19 protein-coding genes are annotated in these 18,180 nt (G+C 57.1%); all 19 read right to left on the bottom strand.

From position 1 onward, the window contains the following. On the bottom strand, positions 1-244 hold a 244-nt coding region (locus AC1DUO_RS21315; protein WP_477988629.1), incomplete at its 3' end, for a transposase domain-containing protein. Between the two features lie 179 nt (positions 245-423). After that, a complete protein-coding gene (locus AC1DUO_RS21310; protein ID WP_477988627.1) occupies positions 424-939 on the bottom strand; it encodes a nitrogen fixation protein NifQ in 516 nt (171 codons plus the stop codon). Then, the gene (gene nifB, locus AC1DUO_RS21305; protein WP_477988625.1) at positions 939-2,333 is read right to left on the bottom strand and encodes a nitrogenase cofactor biosynthesis protein NifB; all 1,395 of its coding nucleotides are present in this window, start codon (positions 2,331-2,333) and stop codon (positions 939-941) included. Before nifB ends, AC1DUO_RS21310 begins: the two co-directional genes overlap by 1 nt. A 194-nt stretch (positions 2,334-2,527) precedes the next feature. After that, on the bottom strand, positions 2,528-4,084 hold the full coding sequence (gene nifA, locus AC1DUO_RS21300) for a nif-specific transcriptional activator NifA (protein ID WP_421589650.1): 1,557 nt from the start codon (positions 4,082-4,084) through the stop codon (positions 2,528-2,530). Continuing rightward, the gene (gene nifL, locus AC1DUO_RS21295; RefSeq protein WP_421589649.1) at positions 4,081-5,568 is read right to left on the bottom strand and encodes a nitrogen fixation negative regulator NifL; all 1,488 of its coding nucleotides are present in this window, start codon (positions 5,566-5,568) and stop codon (positions 4,081-4,083) included. Before nifL ends, nifA begins: the two co-directional genes overlap by 4 nt. A gap of 302 nt (positions 5,569-5,870) precedes the next feature. Next, entirely contained in the window at positions 5,871-6,665 is a 795-nt protein-coding gene (gene nifM, locus AC1DUO_RS21290) for a nitrogen fixation protein NifM (RefSeq protein ID WP_421589648.1), read from the bottom strand. Then, a complete protein-coding gene (locus tag AC1DUO_RS21285) occupies positions 6,662-7,105 on the bottom strand; it encodes a nitrogen fixation protein NifZ (RefSeq protein WP_421589647.1) in 444 nt (147 codons plus the stop codon). Before AC1DUO_RS21285 ends, nifM begins: the two co-directional genes overlap by 4 nt. Further along, positions 7,102-7,440, bottom strand: a complete 339-nt coding sequence (nifW, locus tag AC1DUO_RS21280) for a nitrogenase-stabilizing/protective protein NifW (RefSeq protein ID WP_477988622.1) — start codon at positions 7,438-7,440, stop codon at positions 7,102-7,104. The genes AC1DUO_RS21285 and nifW overlap by 4 nt, the downstream gene beginning before the upstream one ends. Before the next feature lies 1 nt (position 7,441). Beyond that, positions 7,442-8,644 carry a homocitrate synthase gene (gene nifV / locus AC1DUO_RS21275; RefSeq protein ID WP_421589646.1) on the bottom strand — a complete coding sequence of 401 codons (1,203 nt, stop codon included), beginning with the start codon at positions 8,642-8,644 and terminating at the stop codon, positions 7,442-7,444. A gap of 15 nt (positions 8,645-8,659) precedes the next feature. Beyond that, a complete protein-coding gene (gene nifS, locus AC1DUO_RS21270; protein WP_037035493.1) occupies positions 8,660-9,865 on the bottom strand; it encodes a cysteine desulfurase NifS in 1,206 nt (401 codons plus the stop codon). A gap of 46 nt (positions 9,866-9,911) precedes the next feature. Further along, positions 9,912-10,739, bottom strand: coding sequence for a Fe-S cluster assembly protein NifU (nifU, locus tag AC1DUO_RS21265; RefSeq protein ID WP_421589645.1), 828 nt, complete (start codon positions 10,737-10,739; stop codon positions 9,912-9,914). Positions 10,740-10,756: 17 nt separating this feature from the next. Then, positions 10,757-11,095: a hypothetical protein gene (locus tag AC1DUO_RS21260; protein WP_421589644.1), complete on the bottom strand. Its 339-nt coding sequence runs from the start codon at positions 11,093-11,095 to the stop codon at positions 10,757-10,759. A 154-nt stretch (positions 11,096-11,249) separates the two neighbouring features. Continuing rightward, positions 11,250-11,714: a NifB/NifX family molybdenum-iron cluster-binding protein gene (locus AC1DUO_RS21255; RefSeq protein WP_037035490.1), complete on the bottom strand. Its 465-nt coding sequence runs from the start codon at positions 11,712-11,714 to the stop codon at positions 11,250-11,252. Further along, entirely contained in the window at positions 11,701-13,086 is a 1,386-nt protein-coding gene (gene nifN / locus AC1DUO_RS21250; RefSeq protein ID WP_449632718.1) for a nitrogenase iron-molybdenum cofactor biosynthesis protein NifN, read from the bottom strand. Before nifN ends, AC1DUO_RS21255 begins: the two co-directional genes overlap by 14 nt. A 49-nt stretch (positions 13,087-13,135) precedes the next feature. Next, positions 13,136-14,509: a nitrogenase iron-molybdenum cofactor biosynthesis protein NifE gene (gene nifE, locus AC1DUO_RS21245; protein WP_421589641.1), complete on the bottom strand. Its 1,374-nt coding sequence runs from the start codon at positions 14,507-14,509 to the stop codon at positions 13,136-13,138. A 171-nt stretch (positions 14,510-14,680) separates the two neighbouring features. Further along, positions 14,681-15,355 (bottom strand): NifB/NifX family molybdenum-iron cluster-binding protein, encoded by a 675-nt coding sequence (locus AC1DUO_RS21240; RefSeq protein ID WP_421589640.1) that lies wholly within the window; start codon positions 15,353-15,355, stop codon positions 14,681-14,683. Between the two features lie 14 nt (positions 15,356-15,369). After that, positions 15,370-15,585, bottom strand: a complete 216-nt coding sequence (gene nifT / locus AC1DUO_RS21235; RefSeq protein WP_421589639.1) for a putative nitrogen fixation protein NifT — start codon at positions 15,583-15,585, stop codon at positions 15,370-15,372. A gap of 75 nt (positions 15,586-15,660) precedes the next feature. Continuing rightward, positions 15,661-17,229, bottom strand: coding sequence for a nitrogenase molybdenum-iron protein subunit beta (gene nifK / locus AC1DUO_RS21230; RefSeq protein WP_121019024.1), 1,569 nt, complete (start codon positions 17,227-17,229; stop codon positions 15,661-15,663). 56 nt (positions 17,230-17,285) lie between these two features. Then, the coding region (locus AC1DUO_RS21225; RefSeq protein ID WP_477988612.1) for a nitrogenase component 1 at positions 17,286-18,180 on the bottom strand (895 nt) is incomplete at its 5' end.

Genomic DNA, 18,180 nt, shown 5'->3' with positions numbered 1-18,180 from the left:
GTCCGGTTCGGTCAACAATATCCATCAGATTAACGATATGACTCATAGGCTTATTGTTGAATATGGCCATACCGATAACCAGCCAGACCATGGACTCGAGGGGGAGTTTACGCTTGCGTAGGGTGACGGTGTCAGTGAGAGAAAAAGCTTGCTGAATGAGGTCAGGAGACAGGAGGTCAGCGAGGCTTTGAACTTCATCGGGGGCAGTGAGATTGATAATACCGAGAGCGTGTGAAAGTTCCATTTAAAAAGGGTCCATGATGAGCATGAACCCTTTTTACACGAGCCACCGGATCGGTCAACTGATCCTTAAACGATCGGCATTAGCCGTCTGGCTGGTTTTGTTCTGTCGGCGGGTATCCGGTTTTCGCATATTATCTCTGGTCATTGCGGGTGAAATACGCAGAACCTGAGGCGCTGCGCCTAATCTTCCGGCGCAAAACAGGTGTTCCATTCGCAACATTCATTACAGCTTGGTGAACGGCAGACGATTTCTCCCAGCGACTGCATGCATTGCTGGCGGTAGAAGAACTTTTTCCAGCGCATGTTCTGGTGATTCATCCTGACCAGTTCGGGAAAGCAATCGGTCATCAGKTCGCGCAGTTCAGCGCGGGAATCCAGCCCCAGATCCTGCCACAGATGGTCAAACCCCATCGATGCTGTGGCGATCAGTTCATGCATCGGCGCGGCCTCCGGCACCAGTGACTGTGCGAGCCACTGCGCCAGTTGTTCCCGCTCACAGGTGCGTGCCTGCTGTAACAACCCGAGCAGTTTTTGCTGCTCGAGTTGTAACGTTGAAAGCACAGGCGCAGCGCGTCCGGTATGTTGCAGTAAAGCCTGCCAGGCGACGTCTCCCAGCCCCATCTGTGGCGGAAAACGTGAGCGTCCGGTCAGGTGCAGTGACAGCAACCGGCTTAACCACCCCTGCGCGCCGTTCATTACGCCACCCCGCGAATGCTGATTTCACCCCCGGCCAGCTTTCGTTGCTGCCACCATTGCGCCAGCACGGTTTCTACCGGCTGCCAGGCGCCGTCCACCTGCGGCTTAATGCCCGCCGCTTCCAGACGTTTCCACGGCGTCAGGCCAATGCGGGCACAGAATACCGCTTTGACATCTGCCAGCAGTTCCAGCAATGCATCCATGTTCTGCGCCGCATCTTCCGGCTCGCAGTCATCCGGCGAGCCGCAATAGCGTGGCGTAAAACGCTGCCCGACCTGCATCACACCTGCCGCCGACAGGCTGTACAGCGTAAAACGATCGGCGTGACCGAAATGCTGATCAACAGCCTGCCCCTGTGACGTTGCGACCGCCACCAGACAGGCGTCCGCTTCTTCGGATTCGCCCTGCGATACAATACTTGCGTGAAGCTGTGCGCGCTGATGCAGCACCGGTAAGTAAGGCGGTGGGTTAACCGGCAAGGATGCCAGCGGGAAAGCCGCATTGCAGTCCTCACCCAGCATGCCGATGGCGTCTGCGCGGCACTGATGGCAGTGCGTCATCTGCGGCATCGAAATACCGCAGGATTTTCGCACCGAGGCCACCATATCGGCATCCGGTTCCTCCTGCCTGTTCAGCCCGAAAACGGTGCCATGTTCCGGACGTGAAATCAGCGGCATGATGTTATGCAAAAACGCGCCCCATTCGCCCGCCTGCTGACTGACCGCCTGCATATGCTGGTCGTTAATCCCCGGGATCAGCACCGAATTGATTTTAACCAGTACACCTTTTTCAATCAGCTTTCTGATGCCTTCAGCCTGCCGTTCGATCAGTAAGTCTGCCGCCATCCGCCCGGTATAACGCTCGCCTTCATACCACAGCCAGGCATAGATTTTTTCGGCGACTGCCGGATCGAGCGCATTCATCGTCACTGTCACGTGATCCACACCGATATCCACCAGCCGGTCCACCACATCCGGCAACATCAGGCCATTGGTGGAAAGACACAGTTTGAGATCCGGCAATTGCTGGCGCAGCAGTTCGAGGGTCTGGAACGTGCGACCAATATTGGCCAGCGGATCGCCAGGCCCGGCAATACCGACCACGGAAAGTTGCGGGATCGCCTCCGCCACCTGACGGGCTTTGGCGACAGCCTGCTCGGGAAGCAACAATTCCGACACGACACCCGGACGTGATTCGTTACTGCAATCATATTTGCGGTTGCAGTAATGGCATTGCAGATTACAGGCAGGGGCGACGGCCAGGTGCATACGGGCAAAGCGGTGATGCCCGCTGACGGAATAACACGGATGTTGCGCCGCTTTACGGGCCAGTTGTTCATTTACACGGGACGGGCTTTGGCCGGAGCAACCCGCAGAGGAAGGACAGGATGTCATAGCGGTAAACCTTAATCAGCAGAAGGTTCTGAATATTTGCAAAGGTTATACCGCCGGGAAAAAATGATAAAAATTGTTATTTATTAGAATATTAAAACTAATGCATGCGCGTTTTTTTTGTCAGGTTCAGGGCGTTGTGCCGACATTGTTTCAAAAGCAACAAGGCCGGCACGCCACCGTGTGAGGATGTCAGCTCAGATACGGTGCATGTTGATGTCCATAATCTGGATACGGTAGGCAATCTGGCGCGGTGTCATGCCCAGCAGTCGGGCCGCTTTGGCCTGCACCCAGCCGGTTTTCTCCAGTGCGGCAATCACCCGCTGGCGTTCGTCGAGTTCCTGATCCAGCCAGCTTTCACCTGTCGCCAGCGGCAGGCCGGATTTGACGGACAGCGCCGGGGATTCGTGGTGATTGAACAGGATCACGTCTCGGTCGATCAGCCCTTCATCGGTCATTACCGACGCCCGTTCGAGACAGTTTTCCAGTTCACGCACGTTGCCTGGCCAGCTGTAGGTCATCAGCAGACGCACCGCGCCGTCGCTGATGCGCAGTTCCCGCCCCTGACGCAGCGCAATCTTTTTGACCAGAAACGGCGCCAGATCGGCGATATCATCCAGCCTTTCACGCAGTGCAGGCAGCGAAACCGGCATCACGTTCAGGCGATAATACAGATCTTCGCGAAAATTCCCGGCACGCACTTCCTCCTCAAGATTACGGTTGGTGGCAGCAATAATGCGCACATCGACTTTCAGCGTGGTATCGCCGCCGACCCGTTCCATTTCACCTTCCTGCAAAATACGCAGCAGTTTGGCCTGAAACGACGCACTCGATTCGCCGATTTCATCGAGGAATAACGTGCCCCCGTCCGCCAGTTCAAAGCGGCCTTTACGGGTACGGATAGCGCCGGTAAAGGCCCCTTTTTCATGGCCGAACAGTTCGCTTTCCAGCAGGTTATCCGGCAGCGCGGCGCAGTTGAATTTCACAAATGGCGCGGCCGCACGGGGTGAATTGTAATGAATGGCATTGGCGATAAGTTCCTTGCCGGTGCCGCTTTCACCACGTACCAGAACCGTGGTATCCCATTTGGAAACCTGCCGTAAAATGTCCATCGTCTGGCGCATCGCCTGACTTTTCCCGACCATCTGCTCGAAACCAAACTGGCGCGGAACACTGCACCGGACCGGCGTTTGAGCAGGCAATGATTCCGGGGGCGTGGCGGAACGCAGTGGCTGGCTGATAAGATTGGCAACCATTTCTAAAAACCGCGTACTGGCAGTCAGCCGGTCTTCGTGCAACGCCATCGGTTGTGCCACCAGCACACCCGCAGGCTGATTATCCGCACCGGGAATCGGCACGCCAATCAGCGGCAGGCTGTAATCGTAAATATTCAGGCGGTCGAGAAAACGCTGATCGTCTGAAATGCGCGGTAACACCAGCGCCTGACGCTGGCTCATCACCGCGCCGATCACGCCTTCCCCCATGCGGTAACGGACATGGCGGGTCTCTTTTTTCCTTTCGCCGTCGATGCCGTGCAGGGATTCCACAAAGAGTGCATTGCGTTCTTTATCAAACAGACACACCATGCCGTATTGCATAAATGCATGATCGTGCAGCACTTCGAGGATCGCCGCCAGCGCGCGCTCGGTGTTGCTTTCCTGACTCAGCGCCACGCTGATGCGATAAAGCGCCGTAAACTGGGCAGACATATCAAAGCGCCGGACAACCGGGCCCGCGGTAGGTAACTGGGTCATTTTAAGCCTCCGGTGAGAACCTGCTGTACCGGCAGGCGTAACGTCAGCAAGGTGCCGCCATCAGGGCGGACCGAGAGATCTAAAGAACCGCGATGATGGGCGATCAGCGTCTGGATAAGGCGCAGCTCCATACCATTCCCCGGACGGGAAAACGCCGCTTCCGGGCGGGCATAACGCACCCGTTCACGCGGCACATTATCGGTAATGTCAAAGCACAACCAGCTCGCATCCTGCTTCGCAACAATGTTCACCGAGAGCTTCAGAGACGTCATGGCCTGCGCCTGTGACAGCGTGTGATCAATCCATAAGCTCAGCGCGGTAAGGATTTGCGTTCGTTGCCCGACAGCGTGCAGATCAGATGGCATGACCACGTAACGCAACTCACCGTCACTGAGAAAATGGCTGTCGTACAGCGCGCTCAGATCATCGAAGAATTCACTGACCGGCCATTCTGCCTGCGGCTCAAAATCCAGCGACGGACGGCAGGCCTGTAAGCGACTCACCGCCTGCTCACCTTCGCGCCAGGCGAATTCCAGCGCCATGTTGTTGCCTTCTTCGCCGTTAAGACGACGCGCAGCCGCCAGCATATTGATTGGCCCGTTAAGCTGGATAAGCGCGGCATCGAGCGATTCGCGGATGGCTGCCAGCAATTTGCCGTTGGTAAGTTTTTGCTTGAGCCGGTCAAGATACCCCTGCTGCTGGCGGTGATGCTGATCGGTGCAGTCGGTGAGAACAATCAGTTTTCCCGGTGCTGTAATGCCGGTAAAAAAGCGGCTGGCCTCTTCATTGACGCCCTGCAATGACCACTGGCCGAAAGAAAACCAGCGTACGTTACGGCGCATGGAAACCGGCACCGGTTCGCCGCTGCTCAGCACATCTTTGAGTTGCGGATAGCCCATTTCAGCCAGCAACTCTTTTCCGCCGCAGTCAGCGCACAGGGTTTTGTAGGCCAGATTGTCCATCACCACATTGTCTTGCTCATCCACCACCACCACAGCGGCAGGAATGTTGTTCAGCACTTCCGTGAACAAGGTGATGTGGTTGCGCAATCGCTGCTCCAGTGCGTATTTCTCGCTGATATCTTTGTGCATGCCGAGGTAATGCTCCACCTGCCCGTCCGCGCCTAAAACAGGCGTGATAGTGACATCCGCCAGATAAAGCGAACGGTTATTGCGCCGGTTGATCAGCTGCCCGCTCCAGGGTTTACCCTGCAACAAAGTGCGCCACATTTCGTCATAGATATGTTTCGGCGTCTGCTGGCTGGCCAGCAGACGGTGGTTCTCGCCCAAAAGTGTCTCAAGTGAAAAACCCGTCTGGCGGCAGAATGCAGGATTGGCATAACAAATGCGCGCCTGCGGATCGGTCAGCGAAATCGCCACCGAAGATTGTTCAACTACGGTATAAAACAGTGAAGGATGTTGCAGCGACAAGCGGCTGGCGATATTCCCCTCAGGAAATGATGCTGATAACGCCGTGATGCTCATGTCTTTCTCCCCTTTATTGCGCAATGCCGGAACCCAAATCACACATATACTCACCCGGAATAACCGTGCAATTTGCAGGCCTTTCGCGGGCTTATCTGCCCAAAGGTTGATCTGAAAGGGGTGTTTTAAGCATCAGGATGCAAAGCGGGCCAGTTTTTACCACAAACCAGGCAAAGCGCGTTGCGGCACAAGGCCGGAGGCGGGATTTCCCTGCGCTGTTATAAGGCAATGCAGGCAGTTTTGTGCATTTTTCGTGCAAAACGGGCGCTAACCCGTCTGCACCAACAAGAAGGTGAACAGGCTCAGGCGTTGATCAGTTGTTGCAGCCACTGGCGCTGATAATGTTTCTGTTGCCGGGCAATCAGTTGCTGACGCACCCGCGTTAAGGCTTCGACTTTCGGCAAGGGTTGCGGCAGGCGAATTTGTTCGCACAACAACAGATGCCAGCCCAGTTCGGTTTCAACGGCGCCGCTCAATTGCCCGGCCTCGAGACGAAATAATGTGTCTTCCAGTTGCGGATAAAGAATGCCGCGCCCGACCCAGCCCAGTACGCCGCCGCCCATCGCACTCGGGCAGTGGGAATAGCGCAGTGCCTGGCGGGCAAACAGCGCATGCCCGTCACGCAAACGGCGCGCAATGGCATCAATCTGTTCACGAACCGCCGAAGAATTGCCCTCCACGGTCAGCAGCAGATGGCGGGTGTAACGCTGTTCGGGGCGAACAAAATGCTGCGCATGTCCGCGATACCACGCCTCAACCTGCGCATCATCCGGCAGCGGTGCCTGTTGCTGCACCCAGTTTAACTGTTCGCGCAACAGCGTCTGATGTAATAGCAGTTCTTCGGTCTCGGTCGCCGTCAGTTCCAGCTCTGGCAGCTCGGCGGCCAGCGCCTGCCGCGTGACTTCCACCGACTGCGGTTCAATATTCAACGCGTGTTTCAGGGCCGCCTGCGCCACAGCTTCTTCTATCACCTGCTGACGCTGCCAGGCTTCGATAAACTGCTGATACTGTGCCGGCGTCGGGTTGAGTTCTTCACTCAGTTTCATCTGTTTTGCCAGCTTCCAGCGGCTGTAACGGTGCCACACAGGCATACTCATGCCAGTTCCTCCTCGAGCTTCAGCGCATGTTCGGGCACCTGAAATATCCGCTGCGCAAACAAAACCTGATAATGAAAAATGCTGTCCAGCGGTTCACCGCCCATCACGCGGCCCATGCCGCCCTGCGGCACCACCACTTCATCACGGATAACCAGACTGCGACGCGAACTGACCCGGTCACCGTATTGAAAAGCGCCCGCCAGCCAGGGGGCATCACCGGCGATCAGCTCCTGTTCGCGGCAGCCAATAATCAGGTCGTCGTCGAGAAAATGCACCTGATACACGATGGTGTCCTGCAAAAATGCCCCCCATTCACGTACGTATCCCAGACTGCCGCGGCGGATCAGTAAGTCGCCGCGCGTTTTACCCGCGAACGTACCGTCATCGCGTACGATGCGTGTCACTCTCACCTGCTGGTCGACCTCAAATACCGGTTTCATGGCCTTACCTCCAGCAAATCGTTCCAGTCGATAAAGCTGCCGTTATTGCGCTGATACACCGCCAGCCCGGACTGCGTATTCAGCGGCCCGGCCACGGTGTGCTGGTAGCTTTCGGCCAGCAGACGCCGGGCCAGCCGCCAGTCAGCGCGGTCTGATTCTTCCTCATCGACAAAGTGCACCGGCACGGCTGTCGTCAGCTGCTGGTTAAACTGCGCCATGATGTGCAGATGGCGGCTGCGTAACAGGACCGGGTCCACCTCCAGTTCGAAAAAATCGAAAAACGACTGCGCCGATTCCAGCTCATCAACACCTTCAATACGGGTAAACCAGTCCATGTCAGCCTCCCTGAGCCTGAAGTTGTCCTTCGAACGGGATCTGATCATCCATCCGCATCTGGCACATGGCGATCACTTCATCCTCACCCGGATTACGTTTGAAATGTTCGGCAAAGCGTTTCACCTCCTGCAACATCGACAGGGTTTGTGTCTCGCTGAGGATATACCCCAGACGCGTGCAGATGCCGCTCACCGCCTGCCTGCCGGAGTGTTTGCCAAGCACCAGATTAAATTCCCGTCCGACCAGCGAGGGATCGATGCCCTGATAACTGCGCGGGTCGCGCAGCAGTGCCGCCACATGCAGACCGGATTCGTGGGTGAAAACCTGCCCGCCAACCAGCGGATGCTGCAGGTCAATGGTTCTCCCCGCCGCCGCCGCCACAAGGCGGCACAACGCCGGCAGTTCGGTGAAATCAATACCACAGTCGAGATGCAGGCAACGATCAAGTGACAATGTCACACTTTCCAGCGCCGCATTCCCCGCCCGTTCGCCGAGTCCGAGCACCGTGGTGTTCACATGCGTCGCACCCGCCCTGACCGCCGCCAGCGTGTTGGCAGTTGCCATACCCAGATCGTTATGCGCATGTATTTCCAACCCGCCGTGCCAGTGCTGGCGTAATGCCGAAATACGGGTAAAGGTACTGAAGGGATCGAGAATGCCCAGCGTATCGGCAAACCGCATCCGTTCTATGCCCAGATCCGCCGCCACTTCCGCCAGCATGTGCAGGGTTTCATCGGCGGAGCGCGAGGCATCCTCACAGCCCATACACACCCGCATACCGAGACGGTGCGCAAGCTGCACCAGCGGTTTAAGCGAGGCAATCACCGCAGGCCACGGCCGATGTAATTTCTGCTCGCGCAGCAAATCTGACGCCGGTACCGAGATATCTACCCAGTCCATGCCCACCCGCGCAGAATCGTGAATTTCTGATGAATTCATCCGACACCACGACATCATCACCGTGTCCGGCAGTTGTCTGCGCAAAATCGCCAGCCGCACACACTCTTCTTCGCCGAGCGCCGGTGTTCCCGCTTCCAGTTCACGGACACCGGCATTCACCAGCGCCTGAGCTATTTCCAGTTTTTCACTGGCGCGAAATGCCACGCCGGGGCTTTGTTCGCCATCACGCAAAGTGGTGTCGTTGATTGTGACCGCCACGGACCTGTTACCGCCGCCAGTCCGTTCCGCTTCTGAAGCCGCCATCACCCGTCTCCTGTCTCAGCCGTAGGTCGGCGCAAACAGGCCGCCGGGTGCAATTTGCACTTTATCCTGCTGCCAGTAAGGTGACAGCGTGCGCAGGCGTGCCACGATGTCCGGCATCTGTTCAATCGCCCATTCGATTTCCCGCTCACGGGTAAACCGTGACAGGGAAAAACGGATACTGCCGTGCGCAGCGGTATAAGGAATATTCATGGCGCGCATCACGTGCGAAGGCTCGAGCGAACCCGATGTGCAGGCACTGCCGCTGGATGCCGCTATACCGCAATGATTAAGCAACAGCAAAATGGCCTCACCTTCGATATATTCAAACGCAATGTTGACAGTATTCGGCGTGCGCGGCTGGTTAGCGCCCATCAGCAAGGTGTGCGGAATGGTGGTCAGCAGGCCGGTTTCCAGCCGGTCCCGCATTTCCTGCACCGACGCCATCATGGGCATATGCACGTCCGCCAGTTCACAGGCCGCACCCATGCCGACAATCCCGGCGATATTCTCAGTTCCGGCACGGCGTCCGCGCTCCTGATGGCCGCCGCGCACCAGCGGGCGGAAGCGGGTATTGCGCCGCAGATACAGGCAGCCGCAACCTTTCGGCCCGTGAATTTTATGCGCCGAGCAGGACAGCATGTCGATATCGGTGGCACGCAGCGAAATCGGAATTTTGCCCACCGCCTGCACGGCGTCACAGTGGAACAGAATGCCGCGTTCATGGGCGGCAGTGGCCATCTCGCTGACAGGGAATAGCACGCCGGTTTCGTTGTTCGCCCACATCATGGTGACCAGCGCGACGTTTTCACTCAGCGCATCGTAATAATGGGCGGTATCCAGCGCGCCTTCTTCGGAGACGCCGATACGGTGGATCATGTAACCCTGACGCTCAAGGTGTTCGCACACTGCCAGCGTGGCCGGATGTTCCACGGCGGTGGTGATAATTTCACGGCGTTCCGGTGCCAGCGCAATGGCCGAGTAAATGGCCGTCGACGTGGCTTCGGTGGCGCAGGAGGTGAAAATAATTTCGCTGGTATACGCCGCGCCCAGCAGGCTCGCCACCTGCTCGCGGGCGCACTCCAGCCCCACCCGGCACGGTCCACCGAAATCATGAATCGAGGACGGATTACCGTAATAATCGCGCAGATACGGCATCATCGCTTCCAGCACCATCGGATCAATGCGGGTGGTGGCGTTGTTATCCAGATACACATTTTTCATTGTCTGTTCCTCATTACCGGGCGGATGTGTTTGTTCTTTTCCCCAGTCAGGCGGCGGCGACCACGCGCATATAACGGCCCATACGCTCAACCAGTTTCTGTTGCAGCCAGGCCAGCGTCATGTCCGTCATCATGCAGCCGCTGCAACTGCCGGAAAGCGCCACCGTCACGTCCTGCCCGTCGACGCGCACCACCGACATGTCGCCGCCGTCAGCCCTGATGTGCGGGCGCAAAGACGCCACGACTTCTTCCACCGCCAGCCAGTTTTCATCCCTGACTTTTGCCGCCACCGGGTTTTTCACCGGATGCCCTTTTAGGATTTCTTCCAGACACAGCTCGATTTTTTCGTGGCAGGAGGTGCAGCCGCCCCCGGCTTTGGTGTAGTTGATCACATCTTCGAGCGTGGTCAGGCCGTTGGCGAGCACCGCGCGGCGGATCTGCGCTTCATCGACCGCAAAACATTTGCAGATAAGCGCGCCTTCTTCATGATCTTCATCCGGCGCTTCGCCACGGTAATACCTGATGGCAGCCCGCAACGCTTCCTGCCCCATCACCGAACAGTGCATTTTTTCCGGCGGCAGGCCATCGAGATAGTCGGCAATTTGCTGGTTGCTCACCTGCTGCGCCTGCGTCAGGCTGCGGCCGATAATCAGTTCGGTCAGCGCCGACGAGGACGCAATGGCGCTGCCACAGCCGAAGGTCTGGAATCCGGCATCAAGAATAATTTCCGTCTCAGGATCCACCTTCAGCATCAGGCGCAGCGCGTCGCCGCAACTCAGTGAACCGACGTCACCGATGGCATTCGCTTCATCCACGACTTTGGCGTTACGCGGATTAAAAAAATGTTCTTTCACTTTCTCAGAATAATTCCACATGTCTTTAACCCCTTTGGTTAGTCCGGTTCGGGTGATGTCGTACAACTGCCGCTTTCGCAGTGACAAGCGGATGCCGCTGGCAAAACCACCCGTATTCCGGCGCGGCTGTTCTGTTCACCGGCAGACAGCGTGGCATTTTGTAATAGCGTCCAGTGCAGCGGATCCGCCAGCAGGCGTAACCCGTTAATCATTTCTACGTGGTCACGCGGCCACAAGGCCGCGCTCCAGTGCAGCCCCACTTTCCAGCCGCCGCACGGGTCGCCGCCTAATGTCATCCGCAGGCCACCCCCCTGCGGCGACAGTTGCCGCTGTAACGCCAGCAAGCGGTCAAAAACCGCAGGTTCAATTACCATCATCGGGTCACCTCCTGTACGGGTTTATGACTACTGAGCAATTGTGATGCCAGTCACATTATCAGCGTTATTTCAACCACATAGCCCCTGATGCCCGCATCAAATCCCACACAGATGTCGCGCTATTTGTCAGGTTTGTCATACAGGTGACACAAGGTTACGGGCGGTCTTCCTCCTGCCATTCGTCCCCCGCCAGCAGTTTGTCGAAACGGCCAGGGTCGCGGCTGCGGCGCGTCACCTGACGCTCTGCAGCCGACCAGTGTTGCTGCGTCTGTTTGAGCAAATGCGCGATGTCGGTGTCTTGCGGTACTTTGATCGCCCGTACGCCAATTTCCAGCAACTGGCGGAAAACTGAATCGCCAATCGCCAGGCAATAGAGCGTCACGCAGTCTTCCAGCGCCGCCATCCGGCAGGCGATTTTTTCCTGCTGATGGCCAGATTCGGCGCTGAATTCCGCCACCCGCAGCAGTTGCACCTGATCCTGTTTTACGCCGTACACCACCAGCCGGGTGCTGGCACCGAAATGCTGGTCGACGTGGTGATAATCGGAACTTGCGAATGCCACCTGCATCGGCCACTGCGTGACGCTGACGGTATCGAGATAACGGTTAGAGCGCCTCATGGCTGGCCTCCGGTACCGGGCTCAGGCTGAACACCTGCTTGAGCGGTGAGTGATACGCCGCCAGCATGTGATGACGCGCCTGCATCAGGTTAGCGAGTTCGAACAAAGTGTCGCGAATACCCGCATAGCCCTGCCGCACGCGGCGAAATTCTCCGAGACGGTCGTAAAGCGGGAAACCGGCACGCACCAGCGCGATACCGTTTTTTTCCGCCAGTGGTGCAGCGTGGGAGTTCGCCACCAGCAATGAAACCGGGTAGCTGTCGAGCCGGGTTTGTAAATCTTCCAGATCGCCGATCACCACCTGTTCAACCGGCAGCCCGGCCAGTGACTGCTGATTAACCGGCGCAATCACCGGCCCGACGCGCATTCCCTGGCTCTGAGCGAAATCGCACCACGCCACCAGCAAATCAGCTTCTGCCGCCAGCGCAATACGCTGTGACTGCAACCAGGTATGACAGTCGATCATGGCGTCCAGCAGTTGCCCGCGCTGGCGCTCAATCCATGCCGGTACCTCGCGGCCTGACACCTGATGCAGATGGCGGATCAGACTGTCCATGTTTTCCAGCGTCATCAGGTGCGGCAGGTTCAGCGCCATGCCGCGGCTGCGCATCGCCATCAGGCTGGCGGCGCAGTTGAGCGAACTGCCAATGGTGATGGTGGTCAGGCTCTGCCCCATTTGTTCAATCTGGCGTTGCGACGTGCCGCCCTGCGTGACCGGATTGAAATCGCCATTCGCCAGATGTCCGTCCAGCGACTGTGATAAATCCGGCAGGATCACCGGTTGCAGGCCAAAGGCTTCGACATAGCTGCGCAGTAATTCCAGATCCCCCGGCGTCAGCAGATGGCTGACCAGCAGGTTCACGCGCTTGTTACGCATGCCGGTCGGCGGCTTTTCCGGCACCCACTGAGTGATCACGCTTTCCATCAGCGCGCTGTAGCCGTTTTCCAGCGAGCCGTAAAAATCCGGCGTGTTAACGGTCAGAATGGCGATGGCATTAAAGCGCGGTTCTTTGTCGCGAAACTCACGCAGCACCATCGACAAATCACTGCCCTGGGCTTCTGACAGTCCGGTGCTCAAAATCACAATGGCTTTTGGATTACTGCGCTGACACAACGTGGTCAGCGCAGTACTGACGTTGCCATCCGAGCCCATGATAGTCGTGGTCGATTCCATCGCCGTGGACTGCAACGGGATCGGATCGTGAAAATGCTGGATGAAGAAAACTTTGGCGAACGCGCTGCAACCTTGCGCGCCGTGAACCAACGGGATGCAATTTTCCAGCCCCTGACTGGCCAGGATCGCCCCGAGCGGTTGCCCGCTTTTGACAGGCGTGGTGGCAAGCGGCTTGGCATTACGCAGAATTTGAGCCATACACAGTCTCCAAAACAATGAGTCGAAACATCGCTCACAATGTGTCTGTTTAGCGCCACGGCGCCAGACGGTTGACCTGCGCCCAGACAGGGCTTTCCAGGGTGATACACAACTGTTCGGCCAGATTCACCAGCCCGTGATAACCGGCAAACGCATGCTCGCGCTCCTGATTGATATCCAGGAACGGCAGGCGGGCTTTGTACGCGGTATACATGTTGCGGCCCCCGGCGATCATGATGTCGCCGCCGAAACGATAGAGGGTGTCGAGCAAGGTTCTGGCATTGCCTTCGTCGAGCATCAGCACGTCTTCGCCCATCAGTTCGCGAATACGCTGCTTGTCTTCTTCGGTTGATTTTCGGGTGCCGGTCGCGACCACCGTGATGCCTAAATCCTGTAACGCCGAGACCACCGACCAGGATTTCACGCCACCGGTATACAGCAGCGCCTTGCGCCCGCTGAGCCGCGCACGGTAAGGCGCGAGCGCAAGATGTGTCGCCGCCTCCTCGCGCTCAATCAGACGTTCTGTGCGCGCTTGTAAATCCGGGTCTTTGAGCAGCACGGCGATCGTGCGCAGGGAATCAGCGATGGAACGCAGGCCATAAAAACTGCCTTCAAACCATGGGATTTGGTAACGCTCTTCCATTTTGCGGGCGACGTTGATCAGCGCCCGCGAGCACACCAGCATGTTGGCTTCGCCACGGTGCATAGTCTGGATTTCAGCAAAACGGGAATCCCCGGAAAGGCTGCACAGCACGCGGATCCCGAGTTCATCGAGCAGCGGCAGAACGTGCCAGAATTCGCCGGCAATATTGAATTCGCCAATCAGGCTGATGCTGTGGCGGTGTCCGGCGGGGATCGGTGAGTTTTCCGGCCACGGCGCGGGTTCGCGCTGGCCGATCACCTTTTTGACCATCACGTCCCCGGCAATGCGGTTACCGAGATTTTTGCTGCCGTAGAAACCGGCGGCATCGACTGAAATAACCGGCACACCGGCAGCGGACGATGCGGCGCGACACACGGCTTCAACGTCATCCCCTTCCATCGCCGGTACGCAGGTGTTGTAAATAAAGACCGCCACCGGATGGTAATGGCTGACGATGTGCTGCACGGCGTGAAATAAGCGTAGCTCGCCGCGCCCCATAATCACATCCTGCTCGCTCATGTCGGTGGTGAAGCCCATCCGGTTGATGGAAGGCCCGGAACTGCGGCTGCCACGGTTGTCCCATGAACTGCCGGTACAGCCAATCGGGCCGTGTACCAGATGCGCGACGTCCGCGACCGGCAGCAGCGCAATCTGCGCGCCATCAAACGCACAACCGCCTGCCGTCGCGCCCGGTTTCGGCAGGCTGCAACCCGACTTCTGCTTGTGGTTATGCTCACAGGCTGGCTCATCAATCAGCGCCAGAATCTCTTTTGCCTTCATCGCAACCTCGTCATGACAGATAAGTATCAGGGTGAAGGTTGCAAGGAGCAGGCCAGCGGATTACCTACTGATTTTAAACAGGATCTCATTGTCGTGTTTATGACAAACGACACAAAGAAAACAAAGGAGACGACGGATGTCGGGGCGCAGACCGCGCCCCGCAGAGGGACGTTAACTGAACAGACGGTTTTCCAGCGGATTACTTTTGCCTAACCGGCGCGCCAGCCACGGCGGCATGTTTTCGGTCAGCATGCGTTGCAGCGCAGCAAGCTGTGACGCAATGCTCACGCCGGGCAGCACTTTGATCGGATGAATATTATGGCGGATGACCCGCGCCGCTGCCGGTCCGCCAATGGCATCACAGAACAGCAAATGGCAATCGCTGATCAGCCGCGCACGGGTTTCATTGGACTCTTCGCCTTCGGGCGATACCGGCGTACGGCGCAGCGCCATCAGATACGGCCCGTCGCTGTCGAACGCATAAATGAAAAACAGATGCGACTGCCCAAAATGACCGTTCACCGTGATGCCGTCCAAAGACGAAAATGCCACCCTTAACTGCTGTGGCTGGCAGCGATTTTCAGCCAGAGTCAGATGCGGTGGCAGTTGCCCCTGCAGGCAGCTCATCAGCGACTGCCAGCGGCTGATCGTCACCTTTCCGGCATCTCCCGGAAATGTCACCTCCAGTTCTTCCAGACTCATGGCCTGTAAATGCGCCAGCCCGATATTGCCGTCACTTTCGCGACTGCCCTGTGTCAGCCAGGACAGCACCTCCGGCGGCGGGATTTCCGGGAATAATTGCACCACGGCGAATAAACGCCAGAACAGCAGATCGTCTTTTGACATCGGATTCACTCCTCTCACAGTTCTGATCGTGTTGCCCGCAGGCTGACGGGAAACGACGGAATGCCCGGCTGAGGTTCCACGTAATAGGTTTTTCCTCCTTCCAGACAAACACATCCGCCCCACTGTTGCGGATGGTTATGCTCCAGTTGCACCACTTTGGCTTCCATATCCTGTTTCGCGATATAGCAATAAAGACTGTTATTACGCAGTCGGAAAATAACCATCGGCATAAGCCCCTCCCGGCGACACGCGCCCTGGCGGTAAAGAGAAAAGCCCCGGCACAGTTCAGTGCCGGGGCGAGGGTATTAGCGGATCAGGTCGAAGTTGTAGTCGGTTTTGCCGAGCTTCATGGTTTCGCGATCCCGCTGTTCGAGCACCGCATTCACCAGTTGCGTCAGAATGCTCATCGCTCCCTCGTATCCCCAGGTGGTCTGACGGTGCAAATGGTGCCGGTCAAAAATCGGGAATCCGATACGGATCAGCGGCACTTCGAACTGTTCGCCTTTGGCCAGCGTGTCACGCTGAATGAATTTTCCGTAAGAGTTGCCGATCATAAAGTCCGGTTTACGGGTAAACATCAGCGAGCGGAAATGCCACAGGTCGCAGTTCACATACACATCGCTGTCCTGTCCGTAAGGCGAATCAGCCAGCATTTTCTTCATAGCTTTCTGCCAGCGCTTATTGCCGTTATGGCTGAGAATGGTGGTCGGTTCACAGCCCAGTTCCAGCAGGAATGCAGTCATGCCCATCACAAAATCCGGGTCACCGTACAAACCGAAACGCTTGCCGTGCAGCCAAGTGTGGGAATCGAGCATCATGTCCACCAGACGGCCACGTTCAGTCGCCAGCGCGTCAGCTATCGGTTTGCCGGTCAGTTCGCTTACCGTCATCAGCAAGGCATCGGTCGCCGCCAGGCCAATCGGCACACTGACTTCGGTACCCGGCTGATTCCAGTCGCCCTGCACCACTTTTTTGGTTTTCTGCAATTGCCACGGTTGCAGCAGCAAGGTGTCGATGGCATCCGGTGCATCTCGCATTTCGGTTTGCGTGGTGCCGCCGGCATACATGCGGTAATGCCCGTCAGCCGGGGTGTCGAGCACTTCCGACGGATCGGACAAGACGCTGCATTCGACCCCCATCTGGCTCATCATGCGGTGGATAACCCGGTAGTTGCCGAGATAGGTTTCAAAACCGGTCACCACGTTCAGTTTGGCGAGTTTGCCCGGCTGATATTCCCGCGTGGCGTCGGTGGTAAAGGTACGGGCGAAGCCTTCAAACATGTTGTCCCAGCCGGTGACATGACTGCCCAGAAAACTCGGTGTATGGGCATACGGGATTGGCATACCGGCATCCACAAATCCGTCTTTTTTGGCGTTAGCGATAAAAGCCTGCAGGTCATCACCGATCACTTCCGCCATACAGGTGGTGGAGACAGCAATAATTTCCGGCTTGTACAGCGCGCTGGCGTTTTCCAGACCGACATTCATGTTGTTATTTCCGCCAAAAACGGCGGCATCTTCGGTCATTGAGTCGGAAACACAGGCCACCGGCTCTTTGAAATGACGGTTAAAATAGGTACGAAAATACGCCACACAGCCTTGTGAACCGTGGACATACGGCAACGTGTTGGCAAAACCCAGCGCGCAAAGCACCGCGCCTAACGGCTGGCAGGCTTTCGCCGGGTCGACGGTCAGCGCTTCACGCGAGAAGTTCAGATCCTGATATTCCTGCGTGGTGGTCCATTCAAACACTTCCCGCACTTTCGCCTCGCCGTGTGCTTCTTCCAGCGCGCGTTTGTTGGTAAACATACTCTGGTATTCATCCTGCTCGAACAGCGGGAAACAGGATTTTGGGGTGCCAAGATCTTGACTCATGTTTCTCTCCTTCCGCGCCACAAATCTGTGAACTGACGGAATGTTTGTCGTCTCTGTCAGGCCGATTGCAACCAGGGGGCGGTCAGCTGACTCCAGCCCGGATTGTTCAGCGTCATGTCCATGTCACGGGCAAAAATGCCGAAACCGTCGTAGCCGTGATAAGGGCCGGAATAATCCCAGGAGTGCATCTGGCGGAACGGCACGCCCATTTTCTGGAAAATGTATTTTTCTTTGATGCCTGACCCGACAAGATCCGGTTTCAGCGCTTTAACGAACGCTTCCAGCTCATAACTGCTCAGGTCATCGAACAGCAACGTGCCTTCTTTGAGCATCGGTAAGGTGCGGTCGTAGTCATCGTTATGACCGAATTCATAGCCGGTACCGATGATTTCCATTCCCAGATCTTCATACGCCCCGATGATGTGGCGCGGACGTAAACCGCCGAGATACAACAGCACCTTTTTGCCTTCCAGACGCGGACGGTATTTGTCGATCACCGCCTGCGTTTGCGCCTGATATTTTTCAATCACCGCTTCGGCGTTTTTCCGGATGGTATCGTCAAAACGCGCCGCGATTTCGCGCAGAGATTCCGCAATTTTGGTCGGGCCAAAAAAGTTGTATTCCATCCACGGAATGCCGTGTTTTTCTTCCATATGACGGGAGATGTAGTTCATCGAGCGGTAGCAGTGCACCAGATTGAGCGCGACTTTCGGGGTGTTTTCCATCTCCACCAGCGTGCCGTCGCCGGACCACTGCGCCACCACGCGCAGCCCCATTTCTTCGAGCAGAATACGTGAGGCCCAGGCGTCACCGCCGATGTTGTAGTCGCCGATAATAGCCACGTCGTAAGGCGTGGTTTCAAATTCATCGCCTTCGCGGTTATCCAGCACCCAGTCGCGGATGACATCGTTAGCAATATGATGACCGAGCGACTGCGACACTCCGCGGAAA

Source organism: Rahnella sp. P4_A8 (assembly GCF_056402435.1).
This window is presented reverse-complemented; position numbering and strand designations above follow the sequence as displayed.